23 protein-coding genes are annotated in these 21,265 nt (G+C 67.5%); 5 read left to right on the top strand and 18 right to left on the bottom strand.

The window, feature by feature from the left end:
• Positions 1–33 precede the first annotated feature (33 nt).
• Positions 34–996, bottom strand: a complete 963-nt coding sequence (locus tag ACLJQ7_RS25020; protein WP_410650590.1) for a patatin-like phospholipase family protein — start codon at positions 994–996, stop codon at positions 34–36.
• Positions 997–1,380: 384 nt separating this feature from the next.
• On the bottom strand, positions 1,381–2,040 hold the full coding sequence (nucS, locus tag ACLJQ7_RS25015; protein ID WP_034308895.1) for an endonuclease NucS: 660 nt from the start codon (positions 2,038–2,040) through the stop codon (positions 1,381–1,383).
• Between the two features lie 37 nt (positions 2,041–2,077).
• On the opposite strand from nucS, the gene ACLJQ7_RS25010 reads away from it, so the two are divergent.
• Complete coding sequence (locus ACLJQ7_RS25010; RefSeq protein ID WP_410650589.1) at positions 2,078–2,620, top strand: NUDIX domain-containing protein; 543 nt, start codon at positions 2,078–2,080, stop codon at positions 2,618–2,620.
• Positions 2,621–2,622: 2 nt separating this feature from the next.
• Here the strand turns inward: ACLJQ7_RS25010 and ACLJQ7_RS25005 are convergent, their stop codons facing one another.
• Together ACLJQ7_RS25005 and ACLJQ7_RS25000 are read right to left on the bottom strand one after the other, a co-directional pair.
• On the bottom strand, positions 2,623–3,396 hold the full coding sequence (locus ACLJQ7_RS25005; RefSeq protein WP_126732670.1) for an enoyl-CoA hydratase-related protein: 774 nt from the start codon (positions 3,394–3,396) through the stop codon (positions 2,623–2,625).
• Entirely contained in the window at positions 3,369–4,355 is a 987-nt protein-coding gene (locus tag ACLJQ7_RS25000; protein ID WP_410650588.1) for a GlxA family transcriptional regulator, read from the bottom strand. Before ACLJQ7_RS25000 ends, ACLJQ7_RS25005 begins: the two co-directional genes overlap by 28 nt.
• Before the next feature lie 72 nt (positions 4,356–4,427).
• Between ACLJQ7_RS25000 and ACLJQ7_RS24995 the strand changes: the two genes are divergently transcribed.
• Positions 4,428–4,988: a cysteine hydrolase family protein gene (locus ACLJQ7_RS24995; RefSeq protein WP_410650587.1), complete on the top strand. Its 561-nt coding sequence runs from the start codon at positions 4,428–4,430 to the stop codon at positions 4,986–4,988.
• Between the two features lie 107 nt (positions 4,989–5,095).
• Here the strand turns inward: ACLJQ7_RS24995 and ehuA are convergent, their stop codons facing one another.
• The 6 genes from ehuA to ACLJQ7_RS24965 all read right to left on the bottom strand — a co-directional run bounded on the left by ehuA (position 5,096) and on the right by ACLJQ7_RS24965 (position 10,955).
• Positions 5,096–5,860, bottom strand: a complete 765-nt coding sequence (ehuA, locus tag ACLJQ7_RS24990; protein ID WP_410650676.1) for an ectoine/hydroxyectoine ABC transporter ATP-binding protein EhuA — start codon at positions 5,858–5,860, stop codon at positions 5,096–5,098.
• A gap of 7 nt (positions 5,861–5,867) precedes the next feature.
• A complete protein-coding gene (ehuD, locus tag ACLJQ7_RS24985; protein ID WP_410650586.1) occupies positions 5,868–6,524 on the bottom strand; it encodes an ectoine/hydroxyectoine ABC transporter permease subunit EhuD in 657 nt (218 codons plus the stop codon).
• Complete coding sequence (gene ehuC, locus ACLJQ7_RS24980; RefSeq protein WP_410650585.1) at positions 6,524–7,219, bottom strand: ectoine/hydroxyectoine ABC transporter permease subunit EhuC; 696 nt, start codon at positions 7,217–7,219, stop codon at positions 6,524–6,526. The genes ehuD and ehuC overlap by 1 nt, the downstream gene beginning before the upstream one ends.
• Before the next feature lie 12 nt (positions 7,220–7,231).
• The gene (gene ehuB / locus ACLJQ7_RS24975) at positions 7,232–8,125 is read right to left on the bottom strand and encodes an ectoine/hydroxyectoine ABC transporter substrate-binding protein EhuB (protein ID WP_410650584.1); all 894 of its coding nucleotides are present in this window, start codon (positions 8,123–8,125) and stop codon (positions 7,232–7,234) included.
• A gap of 118 nt (positions 8,126–8,243) precedes the next feature.
• A complete protein-coding gene (locus ACLJQ7_RS24970) occupies positions 8,244–10,265 on the bottom strand; it encodes a protein meaA (protein ID WP_410650583.1) in 2,022 nt (673 codons plus the stop codon).
• Between the two features lie 123 nt (positions 10,266–10,388).
• A complete protein-coding gene (locus tag ACLJQ7_RS24965) occupies positions 10,389–10,955 on the bottom strand; it encodes a hypothetical protein (protein WP_410650582.1) in 567 nt (188 codons plus the stop codon).
• A 302-nt stretch (positions 10,956–11,257) separates the two neighbouring features.
• Between ACLJQ7_RS24965 and ACLJQ7_RS24960 the strand changes: the two genes are divergently transcribed.
• On the top strand, positions 11,258–11,881 hold the full coding sequence (locus tag ACLJQ7_RS24960) for a LysE family translocator (protein WP_410650581.1): 624 nt from the start codon (positions 11,258–11,260) through the stop codon (positions 11,879–11,881).
• Positions 11,882–11,942: 61 nt separating this feature from the next.
• Entirely contained in the window at positions 11,943–12,629 is a 687-nt protein-coding gene (locus ACLJQ7_RS24955; RefSeq protein ID WP_410650580.1) for a hypothetical protein, read from the top strand.
• A gap of 131 nt (positions 12,630–12,760) precedes the next feature.
• On the opposite strand, the gene murA is transcribed toward ACLJQ7_RS24955, so the two are convergent.
• Positions 12,761–14,035: a UDP-N-acetylglucosamine 1-carboxyvinyltransferase gene (gene murA, locus ACLJQ7_RS24950; RefSeq protein WP_410650579.1), complete on the bottom strand. Its 1,275-nt coding sequence runs from the start codon at positions 14,033–14,035 to the stop codon at positions 12,761–12,763.
• Between the two features lie 61 nt (positions 14,036–14,096).
• Between murA and ACLJQ7_RS24945 the strand changes: the two genes are divergently transcribed.
• A complete protein-coding gene (locus tag ACLJQ7_RS24945) occupies positions 14,097–14,669 on the top strand; it encodes a cob(I)yrinic acid a,c-diamide adenosyltransferase (protein ID WP_034308929.1) in 573 nt (190 codons plus the stop codon).
• Between the two features lie 73 nt (positions 14,670–14,742).
• Here the strand turns inward: ACLJQ7_RS24945 and ACLJQ7_RS24940 are convergent, their stop codons facing one another.
• The 7 genes from ACLJQ7_RS24940 to atpA form a co-directional block, all read right to left on the bottom strand.
• A complete protein-coding gene (locus tag ACLJQ7_RS24940) occupies positions 14,743–14,901 on the bottom strand; it encodes a hypothetical protein (RefSeq protein ID WP_244162480.1) in 159 nt (52 codons plus the stop codon).
• A gap of 68 nt (positions 14,902–14,969) precedes the next feature.
• Positions 14,970–16,205, bottom strand: coding sequence for a 3-phosphoshikimate 1-carboxyvinyltransferase (aroA, locus tag ACLJQ7_RS24935; RefSeq protein WP_410650578.1), 1,236 nt, complete (start codon positions 16,203–16,205; stop codon positions 14,970–14,972).
• Between the two features lie 75 nt (positions 16,206–16,280).
• Positions 16,281–16,715: a DUF2550 domain-containing protein gene (locus ACLJQ7_RS24930; RefSeq protein WP_039915170.1), complete on the bottom strand. Its 435-nt coding sequence runs from the start codon at positions 16,713–16,715 to the stop codon at positions 16,281–16,283.
• 25 nt (positions 16,716–16,740) lie between these two features.
• Positions 16,741–17,106 carry a F0F1 ATP synthase subunit epsilon gene (locus tag ACLJQ7_RS24925; protein ID WP_410650577.1) on the bottom strand — a complete coding sequence of 122 codons (366 nt, stop codon included), beginning with the start codon at positions 17,104–17,106 and terminating at the stop codon, positions 16,741–16,743.
• Between the two features lie 114 nt (positions 17,107–17,220).
• On the bottom strand, positions 17,221–18,648 hold the full coding sequence (gene atpD, locus ACLJQ7_RS24920; protein WP_410650576.1) for a F0F1 ATP synthase subunit beta: 1,428 nt from the start codon (positions 18,646–18,648) through the stop codon (positions 17,221–17,223).
• A complete protein-coding gene (locus tag ACLJQ7_RS24915; RefSeq protein WP_410650575.1) occupies positions 18,648–19,586 on the bottom strand; it encodes a F0F1 ATP synthase subunit gamma in 939 nt (312 codons plus the stop codon). The genes atpD and ACLJQ7_RS24915 overlap by 1 nt, the downstream gene beginning before the upstream one ends.
• Positions 19,587–19,597: 11 nt before the next feature.
• A complete protein-coding gene (atpA, locus tag ACLJQ7_RS24910; RefSeq protein WP_410650574.1) occupies positions 19,598–21,235 on the bottom strand; it encodes a F0F1 ATP synthase subunit alpha in 1,638 nt (545 codons plus the stop codon).
• Positions 21,236–21,265 lie beyond the last annotated feature (30 nt).

The raw sequence follows: 21,265 nt of genomic DNA, 5'->3' as shown, positions 1-21,265 counted from the left end.
ATCCCTCATCCCACCGGAATACCGCCGGCGAGTTCATTGCGGCACGATCTTTTCCAGAAACTTCCGTGCGGCCTCGCGCCCGCTTTCGAAGAGGCGCTTCTTCTCCTCTTCGCCGAGCCCGAAGTCGACGGCGGAAACCCCGGTCGTGTCGACGTACACCGTCCGCCGGTTCACACCTTCCTCGTGCAACCGGTAACGATTCCAGTCCGACAGCAGGGTTTCGAGCGAACCGATGGCGATCCGCAACGCGCTCTTCACCGGTTCGTCCTTGCCGCCCGCGGGTTCCCCGGACAGCTTCACGCCCCAGGTCGGCCACCGCGGCTTCTTCGCGTCGGTCCGGTCGAAGACGGTGATCGGGAAGTTCGACAGCAGGCCGCCGTCGACCCACGTGACGGTGCCCTCGGGGTGGACGTCGAACTGCACCGGCCGGAAATAGAGCGGGATCGACATCGACGCGCGAACCGCGTCGACGATCTTCTCCGCACCGGGATCGCGGCCGTACTGGGAATAATCCCAAGGCAACCGGACGAGTACGCGGCGGGTCAGGTCACTGACGTGAACCACGAGCGAATACCGTTGGTATGGAAGCAAAGTACCTTCGGGATCCTCGATGGCGAGATCAGCGAAAGTGCGCACGCCGACCTCTTCCAGCAACGGGGTGAGCCATTCGGTGAGATAGTCACCGGAGTGCATCCCGTCGTGCAGGAGCAGATCGGCGCCGTCCCCGATCGGTCCGGCGACCTTGTCGAGCAGGGACTGGTCCTGGAAACGGCGGCAGTCCAAATCGTTCATCACCGCTTCCAGACCGCCGAGATCCTTCCCCGCCTTCTGATACGCCGCGACCAGTGTCGCGACGATCGCACCCGCGCTCGTGCCGGCGATCCGGGGGAACGCGTAACCGGCTTCGTGCAACTCCAGTACCGCGCCCAGCAGCCCGATGCCTTTGACGCCGCCGCCTTCCAGCACGAGATCGACGTTCTTCCGAGAATCAGCCATGGCCCATCACCCCTGCACCCGCGACCGCCGTATGTCGGCGGTACCCCTCGCGGAAATCGAGTGTGACACAGCGCGAGACCGGCCAATCCGGCGTTCACCCGAATGGCACGGAAATAGCTGGTTCTTTTGCCGGAGAACACGAGTTCGTTAATTTCTCGCGCCCTTTAGGGCATTCTGTGGCGCGGGAAAGAATGCAGATACCCGAATGATGGACTCGATTCGATATCGGCTGTTCACCGTGCCGCAGTGCAGCGACTGCCAGGGCCCGCGGTGTCCGTGAAGGACTCCTTGAGGGACCCAGGGTCCCTCAAAGTCCCCCTCACCCGTGATGGCTCCCCAGCTGCGTGAAGCCGAAGAAACTCGACCTTCATGTACTTGAGCTGCTCAGAAGAGGCGGAACTCGTCCGACTCGATGCCGCGCAGCGCGTCGTAGTCCAGCGTGAGGCACCGGATACCCCGGTCCTCGGCCAGCACCCGCGCCTGCGGTTTGATGATCTGCGCCGCGAAGACACCCTGCACCGGCGCCAGCAGCGGGTCGCGATTGAGCAGTTCGAGGTACCGCGTGAGCTGCTCGACGCCGTCGATCTCGCCGCGCCGTTTGATCTCGACGGCGACACTGGCCCCGTCGGCGTCGCGGGCCATGATGTCGACCGGCCCGATCGCGGTCGGGAACTCGCGCCGCACCAAGGTGTAGCCGTCGCCGAGAGTCTTGATGTGCTCGGCGAGCAGTTCCTGCAGGTGCGCCTCGACGCCGTCCTTCTGCAATCCCGGTTCCGCGCCGAGTTCCTGGGCGTGATCGTGGAAGATCTCGTCGATCGTGATGACGAGCTTCTCCCCCTGCTTGTTCTCGACGATCCACAGCTTGCCGTCCTCGATCAGCCAGCACGGCGGGCTCATCCAGTTCAGCGGCTTGTAGGCGCGGTCGTCCGAGTGCACGGACACCGAGCCGTCGGCCTTCACGAGCAGCAGCCGGGTGGCCATCGGCAGATGGGCGGTCAGACGGCCGGCGTAGTCGACCTGGCAGCGAGCGATCACAAGGCGCACCACGCGAGGGTAGGACAAGCACGGCGATACTGTGCGCATGGACCCCGTACAGCGTGTCAGCTCCCGTGAGGTGTACCGGAACAACTGGATGACCCTGCGCGAGGACACCGTCCGGCGGCTCGACGGTTCCGAGGGGATCTACGCCGTCGTCGACAAACCGACCTGCGCCGTGGTGATCCCGTTCGACGGCGCCGGGTTTCACCTGGTCGAGCAGTTCCGTTATCCGGTCGGGATGCGGCGCTGGGAGTTCCCGATGGGCACCGCGCCCGAGCCGGCCGATGTCCCGCCGCTCGAACTCGCCGCCCGCGAGCTACGGGAGGAGACCGGGCTCATCGCGAGCTCGATGACCGACCTCGGCAAGACCCATGTCGCGCCCGGGTTTTCCAGCCAGCGCGGGCACGTGTTCCTCGCCACCGATCTCACGCAGGGTGAAACCCAGCGCGAGGTCGAGGAGCAGGACATGCGGACGGCGTGGTTCGAGCGCGGCGAGTTCGAGAAGATGATCGCTTCGGGCGACATCACCGACGCACAGACGCTGGCCGCCTACACGTTGCTGCTCCTGCGCGAGCGCGTTCTCTGAACTCAGTCGGGCCAGACCGGCGAACGCTTCTCCAGGAAGGCCGCCATCCCCTCACGCGCCCCGGGCAGCTGCGAAGCCGAAGCCATCACTTCCAGTGCCAGCGCGTAGGCGTCGGCCTCGGGCCGGTCCAGCTGCGCGTAGAGGGTCTGCTTGCCCATCGCCTTGCTGGCCCGGCTCCCTCGCGTCGCCCGTCCGAGCAGCGAAGCGACGGCTTCGTCCAGCGAGTCGTCCGGTACGACGCGGTTCACCAGGCCCCAGTCCAGCGCGGTCGCGGCGTCGACGACGTCGCCGGTGAGCGCCAGTTCCATCAGGCGTTTCCGCCCGATCGCGCGCGCCACCGGCACCGCGGGCGTGTGGCAGAACCAGCCGCCCTTGCCACCGGGAAGGGCGAAGCCGGCGGACTCCGCGGCGACGGCGAGGTCGCACGAGGCCACCAGCTGGCAGCCCGCCGCGGTCGCGAGCCCGTGCACCCGCGCGACGACGACCTGCGGGACGGACTGCATCGTCCCCATCAGGTCCGTGCACAGCCGCAGCAGCTCGCGCACGCCCATCAGGTCGCGCGCGGCGACGTCGCCGAAGTCGTGTCCCGCCGAGAAAACCGGCCCGGCGCCTGCCAGGACGATCCCGGTGGCGTCGGTTTCCCCGGCCTCGCGGAACGCCGCGAGCAGCTCGGCGAGGTGGTCCGCCGACAGTGAGTTGCGCCGCGCGGCGCGGTTCATGGTGATCGTGACGGTGTCACCGTCCCGTTTCACGAGGATGTGCTCGTACTCGGCCATGCTTCGACGGTAACCGACCGGAACGTCCGGCGATACGAATCGGGCCCGACACCGACGTCGGCCCGGAGCCGTCGTCGCAGGTTGGCGGCGGTGCCGAGGCCGGATCGCTGCGCGACCCGCTCGACCGGGAGTTCGGTGGTCTCCAGCAGCCGCCGCGCGAGCCGCACCCGCTGCGCGCGGAGCCACCGGCCCGGTGTCACGCCGGTGGCGGCCGCGAACTCGCGGTGGAAGGTCCGCTCGCTCAGCCCGGCGTGCCCGACGAGGTCGTCGACGCCGATGTCGTCGGCGATCCGCTCCAGCGCCCAGTCCATTGTGGACGATACACTCGGCCGCGACGGCTTGGGCGGCAACGGGTTGTCGACGTACTGCCGCTGTCCTCCTTCCCTCGCGGGCGGCATCACCAGCCGCCGTGCCAGGGCCGCGGCGACCTCGGCGCCGTGATCGCGGCGCACCAGATGCAGGCAGAGATCCAGCCCGCCCACCACTCCGGCGGAGGTCAGGACGTCACCCTCGTCGGTGAACAGCACGTCCCGCTGTACGACGGCGTCGCGAGCGGCGGCTTCGAGGTCGTCCAGCAGCCGCCAGTGCGTGGTCACGGACCGGCCGTCGAGCAATCCGGCCGCGGCGAGCGTGAAGGCCCCGGAACACAGCGACGCCACGGTGATGCCCGCCCGGTGCGCCTTGCGCAGCGCGGCGACGGCGGCCGCGGGCACCTCGGCGTGCGGATCCACCCGGCCGGGCACGAGGACGAGATCGCAGCCCGCCAGCCCGCTCAACCCGTGCGTGGCCTCGATCCGGCCGAACGGATGGACGGCGATCGAGCCGCGGCCGGCCGCGCAGAGCCGGACTTTGAAGGGACCGATACCGCTGTCGGTCCGGTCGACACCCCAGACCTCACCGATCACGCCCAGGTCGAAGGCCCGGCTGCCCGGCAGCAGGAGCACACCCACGGTTCGCATGGCAGGAAAGTACCGCATCGCGCTTCTTCTGCCACTCCCCCTTCGATGACGATGCGCGTGAAGCTCGAAGCCATGACCACTGAGAACAAGGCCCTGCTCGTGATCGACGTCCAGCGCGGCTTCGACAAACCCGTCTGGGGTCCGCGCAACAACCCCGGCGCGGAGGCCAACATCAAGGCGCTCGTCGACGCCTACCAGGAGCGCGGGCTGCCGGTCGTGCTCGTGCACCACGACTCCGTGAAACCCGGCTCGTCGCTGCGACCGGGGCAGGAGGGCAACCACTTCAAACCCGAACTCGACGGCGTGCGCGCGGATCTGGTGTTCGGCAAGAAGGTCAACTCGGCCTTCCACGGCGACATCGATCTCGACGGGTGGCTGAAGACCCGCGGCATCACGTCGTTCGTGCTCGCCGGTATCCAGACGAATTTCTGCTGCGAGACCACCGCGCGCGTCGGCGGAAACCTCGGCTACGACGTGACTTTCGCGCTCGACGCCACCTTCACCTTCGACCTCGCCGGGCCGGACGGCAGCGTCCTGACCGCCGACGAACTGTCCAAGGCGACCGCGACGAACCTGCACGGCGGCGGGTTCGCCACGGTCACCTCGACGAAGGAGATCCTGACGAGCCTTTGAGAGCGGCGGGCCGGATGGGTCACCGTCGTCGTGAGTGATAAGTGTCGTTCTAACGACACTTACCACTCACGACCACCGGTACCGACATCTCTCCGCCGCGGCTCTCCTCACGCCCGGTCGATCACCGCCTTGAGGAACCGCCGCGTCCGGTCGTGATCCGGGTCGTTGAACAGCTTCTCGGGCGTCGCGTCCTCCAGCACCTGCCCCTGGTCGAACATCATCACCCGATCCGAAACATCGCGCGCGAACTGCATTTCGTGCGTGACACAGAGGATCGTGATGTCGGTGGACGCCGCGATCTCGCGCAGCACGCGCAGGACGTCGGCGACCAGTTCCGGGTCGAGCGCCGAGGTCACCTCGTCCAGCAGCAGCACGTCCGGCCGCATCGCGAGCGCGCGGGCGATCGCGACGCGCTGCTGCTGGCCGCCGGAAAGCTGCGTGGGGTGCGCGTCCTTCTTGTCCGTGAGCCCCACCATTTCCAGCAGTTCGGCGGCCCGCGCCTCGGCCTCGTCCTTGGCGACGCCGAGCGAATGGATCGGCGCCTCGGTGATGTTGCGCAGCACGTTCATGTTGGGGAACAGGTTGAACTGCTGGAACACCATGCCGATCCGCTTGCGCGCCTCCCGCAGGTGCTTCTCGTCCGCGGGGACCAGCTTTTCGTCGCGTTTCCGATGACTCAGGTAGTCGCCGCACACCTCGATCGTGCCGCCGTCGACCTTCTCCAGTGTCATCAGCAGCCGCAGGATCGTCGTCTTCCCGGACCCGCTCGGCCCGATCAGCGAAACGAACTCCCCCGGTGCGACGGTGAAATCGAGGTCCCGCAGCACGACGTGGTCCCCGTAGGACTTGACCACCTGCGAGAACCGGATCATCGGGGAATCAACTGTGGGCGGCACGTCGCTCCAACCTTCTCACCAGAATCGAAGCCGGCAGGCTCACCAGCAGGAACAGCACCCCGGCCAGGGTGTACGGCTCGACGACGCGGAACGTGTCGGCGCCGACCTCCTTCGCCCTCGCGAGGACGTCGACGACGCCGATCGCCAGCAGCAACGGGGTCTCCTTGAACATCGAGATCGTGTAGTTGCCGAGCGCGGGCAGCACCCGCGGCACCGCTTGCGGCAGGACGACCGCCGTCCACACCCGCGACCGCGGGAGGTTCAGCGCGGTCGCGGCCTCCCACTGTCCTTTCGGGACGGCCTCGATCCCGGCACGGTAGACCTCGGCCGCGTACGTCGCGTAGTGCACGCCGAGCGCGATGACACCGGTGGCGAACGGGGACAACGTCATGCCGCCCACCGGCTGGATCACGTAGTAGAGAACGAACACCTGGATCAGCAGCGGCGTGCTGCGGACGAACTCGATGAACAACCGGATCGCCTGGGACAGCACGGGAATCCCGGTGCGGTGGAGCAACGCGAACACCAGGCCGAGCACGTATCCGACCAGCGAGGCGAGCAGGGTGATCTCGACGGTGACGAGAAGCCCTTCCAGCAGAAGGGGAATCGAATCGAAGGCCGATTTCCAGCTCCAGTCCATCACACACCTCCCGCGGTGGCCGTCATCTTGGCCGGGGCCCGGCCGAGGCGCCGCGCGGCGAGCCGTTCCAGCAGCCGCATCCCGCTCGTGACCAGCAACGCGAGCAGGAGGTAGAGCACGAGTTCGGTACCGTAGATCCAGCCGATCTCGGCACTGAACACCGGCCGCAGCAGTTCACCTTGGCGGGCCATCTCCGGGACCCCGATGAACGACAGCAGGGCGGTGCTCTTCAGCAACTGGATGAAGAGATTGTTGAACGGTGGCAGCATTTCCGCGAACGCCTGCGGGAGGATCACCCGCCGCATCCGCTGGGCCGGGCTCAGGTTGAGCGCGATAGCGCCCTCGAACTGCGCGCGCGGGACCGAGTTCACCGCACCGCGGACGATCTCCGCGCCATAGGCGCCGTGGTTGAGGCCCAGCACCAGGATCCCGGCGAACATCGGCACCAGCTGGAGGCCGACCAGCACCGGAAGCACGAAGTAGAGCCAGAACAGCTGGACGACTTCCGAGGTGCCGCGGAAGATCTCTACGTAGAACCGGGAAATCCCCCGCACCGGCCGGGACGGGGATCTCAGCGCCAGCCCGGCGGCCAGCGAGAGCACCACGGTGAGCGCGATCCCGCCGAGCGCCGCGGTGACGGTCGCGGTCAGTCCACTGAGGACGGACGTGATGATATGCGATACCGACGAGGACATGTGGTTCGCCCGTCACACCGCGCAGAGTGTCTCGGTGGCGACGCCGGGTTTCGGCAGGTTGTCCGCCGAGAACCCGAACGGCGTCACGATCCTGGTCCATTCGCCGCTGTCCTGCAACTTCTTGAGTTCGGCGTTGAACGCCTCGCGCAACGGGTTGTCGTCCTTGCGGAAGACGAAGGCACCGGCGGACACGACCGGTTTGCCGTCCTTGATCGGATCGAAGCCCGGCGTGACTTCGGCCGCCGCACCGGGACTCTTCGCCAGGACGTCCTTGAGGGAGATGTCGGTGAGCGCGGCGCAGTAGACGCGGCCGTCGGTGACCGCGCGGAGCATGTTGTCCTGCGAATCGAGGGTGACGATCTGGTCCTCGGCGACGCCGGAATCGGTGGCGTACCCCTTCTCCACGGCCGCCGAAAGCACGGCGACCTTGACCTTCTTGGCCGCGATGTCCTCGAACTTCAGCACCTGCTGCGGGTTTCCCTTGGGGACCAGCAAAGCGGTCAGCGCCGAGTAGTCGGGGATCGAGAAGGCCGCGGCGTCACACCGTTCCTTCTTGATGTTCATGCCCGCCGCGACGACGTCGTACTTCCTGGCGTTGAGTGCGGGGATCAGCTGGTCGAAGGAGACCGCTTCGGCGTCCACGTTGTCGATGCCCATGGCCTTGAAGACGGCGCGGGCGACCTCGGGCGCCTCGCCGGTGACCCGGCCGCTCTGATCCGTGAAGCCGTACGGCGCTTCGTTCGCGATACCGATCTTGATCTTCTTCGCGTCCTTGGCCGCCTGCAACGCGTCCCCGGTAGACGTCGACGTGCACGCGGACAACAGCACCGGACCGCCGAGCGTCACCGCGCCCAGAACCGCGGACCGCCGGAAGAACTCCCGCCTCGACCATTCGCCGTGCACCATCGCGGCACCTCTTTTCGATTAATCGGTTTTAATCGAAACGTAGGTGGGCACCTTGGCACGGGCAGTGTGAGCGGGTGGCGAACCACCTGCCGTTACGGGACCGAGATTTACGGTGACTTTACGTGCTCAGGCCGTGGCGCTCCCGCACCAATCCGACAATTCCGTCCATGATGTCGGTGAGTTCGTAGTCCTTCGGCGTGAACACCTTCGCGATCCCCCGTTCCAGCAGGAGTTTCTCGTCGTCGGGCGGGATGATGCCGCCGACGATGACCGGGATGTCCCCCGCGCCCGCGGCCCGCAAACCGTCCACGACCTGCGGCACGACCTCGAGATGCGAACCCGAGAGCACCGAAAGCCCGACGACGTGCACGCCCTCCTGGACGGCGGCCGCGACGATCTGCTCCGGGGTGAGCCGGATGCCCTGGTACACCACCTCGAAACCGACGTCGCGCGCCCGCACGGCCACCTGCTCGGCACCGTTCGAGTGCCCGTCGAGACCGGGTTTTCCGACCAGGATCCGCAGCCGCTCGCCGATCTCGGTGTTCGTCACCTTGATCCGTTCGCGGACCCGGCGGATCTCCTCGTTGCCCTCGCCCGCGGCCGCCGACGCGGAAACCCCGGTGGGAGCACGGTATTCGCCGAACACCTCGCGTAGCGCGCCCGACCATTCGCCGGTGGTGACTCCGGCACGGGCGCAGTTGATCGTGGCCTCGAACAGGTTCTCCGATGTCTTCGCGATGGACTTCAGCTTCTCCAGCGCCGACTCGGCGGCCGCGTTGTCGCGCTGCGTCCGCCATTCCTCGATCGCGGTGACGGCCTGCTTTTCGACGGCGGGGTCGATCGTTTCGATCGCCTTGGCGCCCTCGGCCTGCAACGGGGACGGCTCGGTGGTCTCGAACTTGTTGACCCCCACCAGGATCCGCTCACCGTTCTCCATCCCGCGCCGGTACTCCGCGAGCGAGGCGACGAGCTGGGACTTCATGTAGCCGCTCTCGACGGCCGCGACCGCGCCGCCGAGATCCTGCACGCGCGCGATCTCCTCGCGCGCGCCGGCCATGATCTCGTCGACCTTGGCCTGGATGACGTGCGAGCCGTCGAAGATGTCCTCGTACTCCAGCAAGTCGGTCTCGAACGCGAGCACCTGCTGCATCCGCAGCGCCCATTGCTGGTCCCACGGCCGGGGCAGGCCGAGCGCCTCGTTCCACGCGGGCAGCTGAATCGCGCGAGCCCTGGCGCCACGGGAAAGCGAGACCGCGAGCATCTCCAGCACGATGCGCTGGACGTTGTTCTCGGGCTGCGCCTCGGTCAGGCCCAGCGAGTTGACCTGCACGCCGTAACGCAGCCGCCGTGCCTTGGGATCCGTTACGCCGTAACGATCCCTGGTGATCTCGTCCCAGAGCGCGGTGAACGCACGCATCTTCGACATCTCTTCGACGAACCGCACGCCGGCGTTGACGAAGAACGAGATCCGCGCGACCACCTTGGCCATGTCGGCCTGTTCGACCTGTCCGGAGTCGCGGACCGCGTCGAGGACGGCGATGGCGGTGCACAACGCGTACGCGACCTCCTGCGTCGGCGTCGCGCCCGCTTCCTGCAGGTGATAGCTGCAGATGTTGATCGGGTTCCACTTCGGCACGTGGTGCACCGTCCACGCGATCATGTCGGTGATCAGGCGGAGACTCGGGCCCGGCGGGAAGATGTAGGTGCCGCGGGAGAGGTATTCCTTGATGATGTCGTTCTGCGTGGTGCCGGTGAGTTTGGCCAGGACCTCGTCCACGTCACGGCCTTCGGCTTCGGCCTGCTCGCGCGCGACGGAGACGTAGAGCGCCAGCAGCCACATGGCGGGCGCGTTGATCGTCATCGACGTGTTGGCCTCGGCGAGCGGAATGCCGTCGAAGAGGCGCCGCATGTCACCGAGATGCGAAACCGGGACGCCGACCTTGCCGACCTCGCCCTTGGACAGCTGGTGATCCGGGTCGTAGCCGGTCTGCGTCGGCAGATCGAAGGCGACCGAAAGGCCGGTCTGCCCCTTCGCGAGGTTACGGCGGTACAGCTCGTTGGACGCCGCCGCGGACGAGTGGCCCGCGTAGGTCCGCATCACCCAGGGGCGGTCCCGTTCACGGTCCGTGGGATAGGGCACGGTGCACCTCCGGGTCGGGCACAGCTGGACGACCGTCTGAGTGTACCGGCCGGTAACATCGGCCGCGCAGTTGAATGGCACACAGTCGAGTCATTCTCGGTGGCTGAATGGCACACAGTCGGGTCATTCCTCGGCGATGGAACCCTGGCGCTCTCGTGCCTCATCCACGGCTTTCGCGAGTTTCTCCCGCACTTTCGACACGTCGCTGACACCCACGAGGATGACCGGCGGCTCGCGGTCCTTCCCGGTACCCGCGCCGAAGTTCGCCGACGCCCACGCCAGCACGCCGAGCCTGCCGAAGGTGATCGTCCCGGTCTTGCCGGGCCCAGGCGTGACAACGGGATCCGCCAGTCCGGCCAGCGCCGCGGACTCCTCCTTGCGGCGGACGAGCGAACTGGTCGCGATGACCCGGCCGTCCGTCACGGCGTACGTGGTCGAGGCGAGCCTGAGGTAGCGGATCAGCGGCCTGCCGGCGAGATGGAAGACGCCCGCGGCGGTGAGCACGACCCACGCGGTCAGGTGGAACGCCGTTTCGTGGTTGGCGGCGAAGAACAGCGTGACGCCACCGAGCCAGACCAGACCGACGGGGACGTTGAACCGGTCGCCGGGATTGAAGAGGGGCCTGCGCACCGGCTGCCCGGCCCAGATGACCCGTTCGCCCGGGAGGAGGTCGATCTGCCCCTCATGCATGCCACGGCACACTACCCGTCCGGGTGACGGGCGACAGTGTCCGTTCGTCGGTGAAATTCCGGGCCGAACGGACCTATCCGAGTCGTCGGCGCGGGTGGCGTTTCGGCGTCAAGGCCAAGAGCGTCTCAGGTACCGACTGGATTTGCCTGCGGCTGATCGTGGGTCAGGTAGTGAAGGCCTCCTTGCCTACCCTGAAGGTAAGGAACTCGACCTTCACACCTTGCCAAGTACAAGAAGGCCCCCGGGACTGTGACCGAAATCCGCGAGACTCACCCCGTGCCCGGCGTCTAGCGTGGGCGACCGTGACGTGGAGTTCGTACAGCAGCTATCTGGTCATCGTCGTCCTGATCGTCCTCGCGCCAGGGCCGGACACGATGGTGATGCTCAAGAACTCGCTCTCCGGCGGCACCCGCGGCGGTTTCCTCACCACGGCCGGGATCTTCGTGGCCAACGCCGTCCAGGGCACCGCCGCCGCGCTCGGCCTCGGCGTCGTCATCGCGCAGTCGCAGCCGGTGTTCGTGACGCTCAAATGGGTCGGCGCCGCGTACCTCGTCTTCCTCGGTTTCCAGGCGTTGCGTGGTGCGTGGCGAGGTGACTACTCCGGCGTCACAGCGGTGAAGCGGCAACGGTCGAGCGGGTTCCGCCGTTTCCGTGAGGGCTTCCTTTCCAACATCACCAACCCGAAGGTGCTCGTGCTGTACCTGTCGGTGCTGCCGCAGTTCCTCGACCCCGTGACGACGTCGGCCTGGCACGCGCTGCTGCTCGCCTACACCGTCGCGGTGCTGGGCGCGGTCTGGCTGCTGACGCTGTTGTTCTTCGTGCACCGCGTGCGGGCCTGGCTGGAACGCCGCAAGGTCCGGCGCGCGCTCGACGGCGTCACGGGGACCGCGCTGGTCGGCTTCGGCGCGGCTTTGGTGCTCGAGTAACCTCTTCGGTCGTTTACGCGATACTCCGAATGTCGCAATGGCGCGACCTTAGGAGGCTTCGATGACCAAGAAGACCTACGGCGTTATCGCCGGAGCCGCCTTCTCCCTCCTTCTCCTCGGCGCGGGCCCCGCCGACGCCGGCGAGCGCGGCAACGGAGGTGCTCCTCCTGGCCATGCCAAGGACACCACCAAACCGCAGCCTCCGTCCAAAGCGGACTTCTCCGGTCACGGTGCCAACAAGCACGGGCCCTACGACTCCACCCGGGACGGTTCGCCCTCGGCCAACGGCAACGGTGGTGGCGAAGCCGCCGGAAAGCCCTGCGCCGGTTGTGTCGGCAAGGCCGACAACAAGAACCCGCCCGGACAACTGCCCGGCGGCTCGGACGCCAACGCGGGTTACGAATGCGACCGCAACCACGGCGTCGGGCGCGGCAATCCCGCGCACACCGCCTGCGCGCCGGACCGGACACCGCCCGCCACGAACCCACCGGCCGAGACCCCTCCACCCGGGGGACCGCACGGCGATGTCGTACGCCCCGCCGTCGTTCCGGCAGCGGTCCAGGCCGCAGCCGTCGCGCCTCGCGCCGACAGCGCGGTCAGCGTCGTCGCGGGCCCGCCTTCGCTGGCCAAGACCGGTTTCGAGCTCGAACCCGTGCTGCTGACCGGGCTGGGTTCGCTGGCCGCGGGTGCCGCGCTGTACGCCGGGACCCGGCGGGCGCAAGGACGCGTGACTACTTTCGGCGGCTGACTTTCCGCTTTGAATCCCGTCTCCGGAAACACGAGACGAGGAGGCCGTCCTACAACGCCCGACCCTGATCACGCGTGAAGGCCCCCTTCCCTCGGCTGAGCCGAGGGAAGGGGGCCTTCACGCGCGTTTCGTCAGGTCCGGTCGGGTTCGCCCGCCACGCGTTCGATCCTGGCACCGAGCCGGTTCAGGTTCTCCACGAAGTGCGGGTAACCGCGGTCGATGTGGAAGACGTCCCAGACCTCGGTGACGCCGTCCGCGCAGAGGCCGGCCAGCACCAGCCCCGCACCGGCGCGGATGTCGGCGGCCCACACCGGGGCGCTCGAGAGCCTCTCCACGCCACGCACGACGGCGTGGTGGCCATCGGTACGCGCGTCGCCGGAAAGCCGCATCATCTCTTCGATGAACCGGAACCGGGCCTCGTAGATGTTCTCCGTGATCATCGACGTGCCTTCGGAGACCGCGGACAGCGCCACCGCGAACGGCTGCAGGTCGGTCGCGAAACCGGGATACGGCAGCGTCACCCAGTCGACGGCCTTCGGGCGCTCGTTCTGGACGATGCGGAAACCCTCGCCGTCGAACGTCTCGACCTCGGCACCCGCCAGCCGGAGCTTGTCGAGGACCAGGTCGAGGTAGTGCGGGTTGACGCCGCGGACGGTCAGGTCGCCCCTGGTCATCGCGGCGGCGAACGCCCAGGTCGCGCCGACGATCCGGTCGCCGATCACGCGGTGCTCGGTGGGGTTCAGCTTCTCGACGCCCTCGACGGTGAGCGTCGAGGTGCCGGCGCCTTCGACCTTCGCGCCCATCTCGATCAGCATCGTGCAGATGTCGACGATCTCGGGCTCACGCGCGGCGTTGTCGATGACCGTGGTGCCCTCGGCGAGCACGGCGGCCATCAGGATGTTCTCGGTGGCGCCGACGCTCGGGAAGTCCAGCCAGATCTGCGCGCCGCGCAGCCCGTCGGCCTTCGCCACCACACAACCGTGCTCGATGGTGCTGGTGGCACCCAGTTTGCGCAGGCCGTTCTGGTGCATGTCCAGCGGACGGGAACCGATGGCGTCGCCGCCCGGCAGCGCGACGACGGCCTGCTTGAGCCGTCCGACCAGCGGACCCAGGACGCACACCGACGCGCGCAGCTTGCCCATCGCGGCCGAATCGGCCCGGTGCGACAATTCGGCCGGGGTGGTGATCTTGGCGGTGTCGCCGTCGATGACGACGTCGCAGCCGACACTGCGCAGGACGTCGCCCATCAACGGGACGTCCAGGATTTGGGGGCAGTTCGTGATGGTCGTCGTACCCTCGGCCAGCAGGGCCGCGGCCATCAATTTCAGGACGCTGTTCTTGGCCCCGACCACGTCGACCTCGCCGACCAGCCGAGCTCCGCCGTGCACGTCGAAGTGCTCGCTCATGGGCGCCAATCATGCCCTCTCGCCCGGATTTGCCTTACGCCGGGCCGGTAGAGTCGGCTTCATGGTCGTTCGCATCAACCGCGTGTACACGAAGGTCGGCGACAACGGCACCACGGCGCTCGGCGACGGCTCCCGCGTGCCGAAGACCTCGCCACGGCTGGGTGCGTACGCCGACGTCGACGAAGCCAACTCCGTCATCGGGCTCGCGCTCGCGATGGGCGGTCTTCCCGAGGAGATCACGCAGGTGCTGCGTGCGGTACAGAACGATCTCTTCGACGTCGGCGCGGATCTGTGCGCGCCGATCGTGGAGAACCCGCCGTACGAGCCGCTGAGGATCACCGAGCGGTACATCGAGCGGCTCGAAGGCTGGTGCGATGAGTTCAACGAGCGCGTGCCGAAGCTGACGTCGTTCATTCTCCCGGGCGGCACCCCGGGTGCGGCGTTCCTGCATCAGGCCCGCACGGTCGCGCGGCGGGCGGAGCGGTCCGGCTGGGCGCTTTTCGAGGCCGAGCAGGCCGCCACGAACCAGCTGGCGATCAAGTACCTGAACCGGCTTTCGGACCTGCTGTTCATCCTGTCGCGGCTGGCGAATCCGGACGGCGACATCCTGTGGCAGCCCGGCGGCGCGAGCTGAAAGGAACTTTCCTTTCGTAAGAGCGATGAAGGACGCTTTCTCCGCATCGGATGCGGGGAAAGCGTCCTTCAGCTCACAATCGGCCCTGCTCCTGCGCTGCCCAATAGCGCTCGAGGTCGACTTCGGGCGTGCCGTCCTTGCCCGGGTCGATCGCCTTCATCGTGATCGTGTCCTCCAGGGACACGGGCTCGGGAAGGTGGCTCCAGCGGTTCGCGTCCTCGCTCTGAGTCATGGACCGAGAATAGACGTGGATCACGTCCGAAGCCCGGTAGAAATGCCGCATCCAGAGGACTAAATGCGTCAAAGGCCCCAAGAAGCCCGGAGTGAGGCGAGGGCGTCATGGAAGCCCGGGAACGTCTTCTTCACGCAACCCGGGTCGTCCAGCGTGATCCCCGGCGTCCGCAGCCCCGTGACGCTGAACGCCATCGCGATCCGGTGGTCCCGCCGGCACTTCACCAGGGTCCCCGTCGGCACGCCCGGCCGGATCTCGATCCAGTCCCGCCCCGTCTCGACCGAAACGCCCATCGCGCGCAGGTTCTCCTCGCAGGCCGCGAGCCGGTCGCATTCCTTGATCCGCGTGTTGTAGACGTCCTCGATCCGCACCGGCCCGTCCGCGAACGGCGCGATGGCCGCGAGCGTCGGCACGGTGTCGGAGATGTCGCGCATGTTCACGGTGACGCCGCGCAGCCCGCCTGTTCCGGTCACGGTCACGGCGTCCGGCCCCACCTCGACGTCCGCGCCCATCTGTCGCAGGACCTCGACGAAGGCCAGATCTCCTTGCAGGGCACCGTCACCCAAGCCCGGCACGGTCACCGAGTTGCCGGTCAGCGCGGCCGCCGCGAAGAAGTAGCTGGACGTCGAAGCGTCGGGCTCGATCTCGTAGCGGCATGCCCGGTACGGCGTGGGCGGCACGACGAACGTGTCGCCGTCCCGGACGACCTCGACGCCGAAGCGCCGCATCATCGCGATGGTGATCTCGACGTAGGGCACCGAAACGAGGTCCGTCACGGTGATCCGCAGCCCCTCGGACGTCAGCGGCCCGACCAGCAGGAGCGCGGTCAGGAACTGCGAGGACAGCCCCGCGTCCAGCGTCAGCTCCCCGCCCTTGATCCCGTCGGCCCGCACGAGCAGCGGATGGTGCCCCGGCGTGCCTTCGAAGGCCAAGTCGACCCCCAGCTCCTGCAACGCGTCGGTCAGCGGCCCCAGCGGCCGGGCGCGCATCTGCTCGGAGGCGTCGAAGCGGAAGGTGCCGTGCCCGGCGGCGGCCAGCGCGGGCAGGAAACGCGCGGTGGTGGCGCCGTCGCGGCAGAAGACGTCGGCGCTGTCGACGGCGGGACCCTCGGGCCTGCCGTCGATCGTCCACTCCCCGTCAGTGCGGGAGACCTGGTAGCCGAGCTTGAGGAGACCTTCGGCGAAGCCCTCGGAGTCATCCGAACGCAGCGGCCTGCCCAGCACGGTCGTCCCGTGGGCGGCGGCCGCGAGGAACAGGCCTCGGGCGGTGATCGACTTCGAACCGGGGATGTCGACGATGGTCACGGCGTGAGCATACGGCGTGCCGGAACGGCGAACTCGCGTGATTGAAGGCGCGACTCGCGTGATCGAAGGCGTAACTCAGGAAGCGCGTGGGAGGCGGCGGCCCGGCGGGGCCGACTCCAGCCAGGAGAGGAAGCCGGTGAGGGCACCGGGACCCATCGCGATCTCGATCGCCTCCTGCGTGGCGGACTCACATCGCAGGACGATCGAGCCTTCGGGGACGGCGTACGCCTCCGTGCCGGAGGGATCGCGCCGGTCCGCGATCTCCATACTCGCCCGCTGGAAGACCCGGTCCGGGCCGGTCCGCAGGCTCCACACCCGGAACCAGACGAACTCGTCGCCCTCGTAGCGGCCCAGCCCCAGATGCCAGCTGGACCGCGCCTCGTCCGGACGCCACCGCAGGGCGACACTCACGCCACCACCGCGGCGCATCCGGACCCACCGCAACGAATACCAGGCCACGACGACGGCCAGGATGGTCAGGGCCCCGAGAACACCCACGGCGATTTCCACGGCCCGGCCCCTGTCCTTCGCCCGGTCAGACTGACTGACCGGCCGCGCGGAGCTGGGCGGTCGCCCTAGCCCGCTCTTGCTCGTCTTCGCCGGTCAGCGCCTTCTTGGCCGCATCGACGTCGATCTCGTGCGAAAGCTCAGCGCTCTCCGCGAGGATGCTCACGCCGGTCGCGGTGACCGACAGGAAGCCGCCGTGCACCGCGGCGGTCACGGTCTCGCCGTCCGTGGTCGTCACCTTGACGACGCCACCCTCGACGAGCTGACCGAGTACAGGCTCGTGACCGGCCATGACGCCGATCTCGCCCTCGGTGGTCTGCGCCACCACGAACGTGGCGGTACCGGACCAGAGACGGCGCTCGACGGCTACCAGCTCGACAGAAATCTCAGCCACGTAGCTTCCCTTCACTTCAGGTGCTGGCACCGAGTGTAATAGTCAACGATCCCGGTATGCGAACGACGGGACCAGCGTCCACAGTAGACACTGATCCCGCCGCTCATCGGAACATCACTTCTTGGTGATTTCCTTGTACTTCTTCTCGAGGTCTTCGAGGCCACCGATACCCAGGAACGCCTGCTCCGGGTAGTGGTCGAAGTCGCCCTTGGTGATGCGGTCGAAGGACTCGATGGTCTCCGACAGCGGCACGGTCGAGCCCGGGATCTGCGTGAACGCCTCGGCGACCAGCATGTTCTGCGACAGGAACCGCTCGATGCGGCGCGCGCGCTGAACGGTGAGCTTGTCCTCTTCCGAGAGCTCGTCCATACCGAGGATCGCGATGATGTCCTGCAGCTCCTTGTACTTCTGCAGGATCCGGATGACCTCGGAGGCCACGCGGTAGTGGTCCTCACCGACGATGGCCGGGTCGAGGATCGTCGACGTCGACGCCAGCGGGTCCACCGCCGGGAAGATGCCCTTCTGGAACACGCCACGCGAAAGCTCCGTGGTGGCGTCCAGGTGGGCGAACGTCGTGGCCGGGGCCGGGTCGGTGTAGTCGTCCGCGGGGACGTAGATCGCCTGCATCGAGGTGATCGAACGACCACGGGTCGAGGTGATCCGCTCCTGGAGCTGACCCATCTCGTCGGCCAGCGTCGGCTGGTAACCCACGGCCGAAGGCATCCGGCCCAGCAGGGTCGACACCTCGGAACCGGCCTGGGTGAACCGGAAGATGTTGTCGATGAAGAGCAGCACGTCCTGGTTCTGCACATCGCGGAAGTACTCCGCCATGGTCAGCGCGGACAGCGCGACCCGCATACGGGTGCCCGGCGGCTCGTCCATCTGACCGAAGACGAGGGCGGTGTCGTTGATGACGCCGTCCTCGGACATCTCCAGGAAGAGGTCGTTGCCCTCACGGGTGCGCTCGCCGACACCGGCGAACACCGAGGTACCACCGAAGTTCCGGGCGACACGGGTGATCATCTCCTTGATGAGCACCGTCTTGCCGACGCCGGCACCGCCGAACAGGCCGATCTTGCCACCCTCGACGTACGGGGTCAGCAGGTCGACGACCTTGAGGCCGGTCTCCAGCATCTTCGTCTTGCCTTCGAGCTGGTCGAAGGAAGGCGGGTTGCGGTGGATGCCCCAGCGCTCGAGGTCGTCGCCGTAGCCGGGCTCGTCCAGGCACTCGCCGAGCGCGTTGTAGACGTGGCCCTTGACCTTGTCGCCGACCGGGACCGTGATGGGGCCGCCGGTGTCGGTGACCTCGGCACCACGCACCAGGCCGTCCTGCGGCTGGAGCGAGATGGTGCGGACGAGGTTGTCACCGAGGTGGCTGGCGACCTCGAGGGTCACCGTCTTGCGCAGCTGCTCGAACTCGATTTCGACCTTGAGCGCGTTGAACTGGTCGGGAACGGAACCGCGCGGGAATTCGACGTCGACGACCGGGCCGGTCACCGAGACGATGCGCCCCTTGGCACGCGGGGTTTCAGTACTGGTCATCAGTCATCACTTCCTGCTGCGGTCAGCGCGTTCGCGCCACCGACGATTTCGGAGATCTCCTGGGTGATCTGCGCCTGGCGGGCCTGGTTCGCCTCCCGCGTCAGCGTGTTCACCAGCTCGTTCGCGTTGTCCGACGCCGCCTTCATCGCGGTGCGGCGGGCCGCGAGTTCGGACGCGGCCGACTCGAGCATCGCCGCGAAGATCCGCGTGTTGATGTACTTCGGCAGCAACGCGGAGAGCAGCTTTTCGGCGCTGGGCTCGAACTCGTAGCTCGGGAGCAGGCCTTCGGGCTTCTCCTCGCCGTCCTCGGTGTACTCGACCTCGAGCGGCGCGACGCGCTTGGCGGTCGGACGCTGGGTGAGCATCGAGACGAACTCGGTGTAGACGACGTGGATCTCGTCGACACCAAGGACGCCGTCGGCGTTGCCGGCCTCGTCGTCGGCGCCGTTCAGGAACGACTCGACGATGAGTTCACCGGCGGTCGAGGCGTTGACGTAACCGGGCTGGTCGGAGAAGCCCGTCCAGCCTTCGGTCACCTCGCGGCCGCGGAACCGGTAGTAGCTCAGGCCCTTGGCGCCGGTCACGTACAGCACCGGCTCCTTGCCCTGCTCACGCAGCAGCGTGACGAGCTCCTCGGTCGCCTTCAGCACGTTGGAGTTGTACCCACCGCACTGGCCCTTGTCGCTGGTGATCACGAGGATCGCCGCGCGCTTCGGGTTGGGGCGCTCGACCAGCAACGGGTGGTCGAGGTTGGCCGAGGCGCCCGCCAGGGCCGAGAGCACGTTCGTGATCTCGTCCGAGTAGGGCCTCGACGCCGCGACCTTCGCCCGCGCCTTGGTGATGCGCGCGGTGGCGATGAGCTCCATCGCCTTGGTGATCTTGCCGATGGACTTGGTCGCCTTGATACGCGACCGGAGTTCTCGGAGTTGTGCGGCCATGAGCTATCAGCTCACTTCTTCGGGGCGGGCTTGTTGACCTTGACGGTCTCCTGCCCGACCTTCTCGGCGTCCATCGCGTCGGAGACCTCGACGAGGCTCTTGCCCTCGGCGGTGGTGAACTCCTTCTTGAACTCGTTCACCGCGTCGACCAGCCCGGAAGCGGTCTCGTCGGAGAACTTGCCCGACTCGCGGATGTCCTTGAGGAGCTCCCCGTGCTTGCGACGCGCGGAGTCGATGAACTCGTCACGGAAGCGGCGCACGTCCTCGGTCGGGACCGAGTCGAAGTGACCGTTCGTGCCGAGGTACACCGTGACGACCTGCTCCTCGACCGGGATCGGCGAGTACTGGGCCTGCTTGAGCACCTCGTACAGGCGGACACCGCGCTCGAGCTGCGCCTTCGACGCGTCGTCGAGGTCCGAGGCGAAGGCCGCGAAGGCCTCCAGCTCGCGGTACTGCGACAGGTCGATACGAAGCGAACCCGAAACCGACTTCATCGCCTTGACCTGCGCGGCACCACCCACGCGGGAAACCGAGATACCCACGTCGATGGCCGGGCGCTGACCGGCGTTGAACAGGTCCGACTGGAAGAAGCACTGACCGTCGGTGATCGAGATGACGTTGGTCGGGATGTAGGCCGACACGTCGTTCGCCTTGGTCTCGATGATCGGGAGACCGGTCAGCGAACCGGCGCCCAGCTCGTCCGAGAGCTTCGCGCACCGCTCGAGGAGACGGGAGTGCAAGTAGAAGACGTCGCCGGGGAAGGCTTCACGGCCCGGCGGGCGACGCAGCAGCAGCGAGATCGCGCGGTACGCGTCGGCCTGCTTGGTCAGGTCGTCGAACACGATGAGGACGTGCTTGCCCTCGTACATCCAGTGCTGGCCGATGGCCGAACCGGTGTACGGCGCGATCCACTTGAAGCCGGCGGAGTCCGACGCGGGGGCCGCGACGATGGTGGTGTACTCCATCGCGCCGGCGTCCTCGAGGGACTTCTTGACCGCGGCGATCGTGGAGCCCTTCTGGCCGACCGCGACGTAGATGCAGCGAACCTGCTTCTTCGGGTCGCCGGTCTCCCAGTTGGCCTTCTGGTTGATGATCGTGTCCACCGCGACGGCCGTCTTACCGGTCTTGCGGTCACCGATGATCAGCTGACGCTGGCCACGGCCGATCGGGGTCATCGCGTCGATCGCGGTGATACCGGTCTGCAGCGGCTCCGACACCGGCTGGCGCTCGACCACCGAAGCGGCCTTGACCTCCAGCGGGCGGCGGTCGGTGGTCTCGATCTCGCCGAGGCCGTCGATCGGGGCGCCCAGCGGGTTCACGACCCGGCCGAGGTAGCCCTCGCCGACCGGAACCGAGAGGACCTGACCGGTCCGCTTGACTTCCTGGCCTTCGACGACGGTCTCGAAGTCACCGAGGATCGCGGCACCGATGGAGCGCGCGTCCAGGTTCAGCGCCACGCCGAGGACCCCGCCGGGGAACTCGAGCAGTTCGTTGGCCATCGCCGAGGGAAGACCCTCGATGTGGGCGATACCGTCACCGGCGTCGATGACGACGCCGACTTCTTCCCGGCTCACGTCCGGGGCGTAACTCGAGACGTAGTTCTCGATCGCGCTACGGATCTCATCCGAGGAGATCGTCAGCTCCGCCATTTCAATCCCGCTCTCGCTTCGTTCGTGCCA

It is taken from the genome of Amycolatopsis sp. cmx-4-54 (assembly GCF_046548895.1).
In the GTDB taxonomy this organism is placed as follows: domain Bacteria; phylum Actinomycetota; class Actinomycetes; order Mycobacteriales; family Pseudonocardiaceae; genus Amycolatopsis.
This window is presented reverse-complemented; position numbering and strand designations above follow the sequence as displayed.

Coding starts and splice junctions, on each gene's coding strand:
- ACLJQ7_RS25010 (WP_410650589.1), top strand. CDS start 2,078: ATGGACCCCGTACAGCGTGTCAGCTCCCGTGAGGTGTACCGGAACAAC.
- ACLJQ7_RS24915 (WP_410650575.1), bottom strand. CDS start 19,586: ATGGCCGCACAACTCCGAGAACTCCGGTCGCGTATCAAGGCGACCAAG.
- ACLJQ7_RS25020 (WP_410650590.1), bottom strand. CDS start 996: ATGGCTGATTCTCGGAAGAACGTCGATCTCGTGCTGGAAGGCGGCGGC.
- ACLJQ7_RS25000 (WP_410650588.1), bottom strand. CDS start 4,355: ATGCGAACCGTGGGTGTGCTCCTGCTGCCGGGCAGCCGGGCCTTCGAC.
- ehuB (WP_410650584.1), bottom strand. CDS start 8,125: ATGGTGCACGGCGAATGGTCGAGGCGGGAGTTCTTCCGGCGGTCCGCG.
- ACLJQ7_RS24965 (WP_410650582.1), bottom strand. CDS start 10,955: ATGCATGAGGGGCAGATCGACCTCCTCCCGGGCGAACGGGTCATCTGG.
- ACLJQ7_RS25005 (WP_126732670.1), bottom strand. CDS start 3,396: ATGGCCGAGTACGAGCACATCCTCGTGAAACGGGACGGTGACACCGTC.
- ACLJQ7_RS24955 (WP_410650580.1), top strand. CDS start 11,943: ATGACCAAGAAGACCTACGGCGTTATCGCCGGAGCCGCCTTCTCCCTC.
- ACLJQ7_RS24940 (WP_244162480.1), bottom strand. CDS start 14,901: ATGACTCAGAGCGAGGACGCGAACCGCTGGAGCCACCTTCCCGAGCCC.
- ehuD (WP_410650586.1), bottom strand. CDS start 6,524: ATGGACTGGAGCTGGAAATCGGCCTTCGATTCGATTCCCCTTCTGCTG.
- atpA (WP_410650574.1), bottom strand. CDS start 21,235: ATGGCGGAGCTGACGATCTCCTCGGATGAGATCCGTAGCGCGATCGAG.
- ACLJQ7_RS24945 (WP_034308929.1), top strand. CDS start 14,097: ATGGTCGTTCGCATCAACCGCGTGTACACGAAGGTCGGCGACAACGGC.
- ehuA (WP_410650676.1), bottom strand. CDS start 5,860: ATGATCCGGTTCTCGCAGGTGGTCAAGTCCTACGGGGACCACGTCGTG.
- ehuC (WP_410650585.1), bottom strand. CDS start 7,219: ATGTCCTCGTCGGTATCGCATATCATCACGTCCGTCCTCAGTGGACTG.
- ACLJQ7_RS24995 (WP_410650587.1), top strand. CDS start 4,428: ATGACCACTGAGAACAAGGCCCTGCTCGTGATCGACGTCCAGCGCGGC.
- atpD (WP_410650576.1), bottom strand. CDS start 18,648: ATGACCAGTACTGAAACCCCGCGTGCCAAGGGGCGCATCGTCTCGGTG.
- murA (WP_410650579.1), bottom strand. CDS start 14,035: ATGAGCGAGCACTTCGACGTGCACGGCGGAGCTCGGCTGGTCGGCGAG.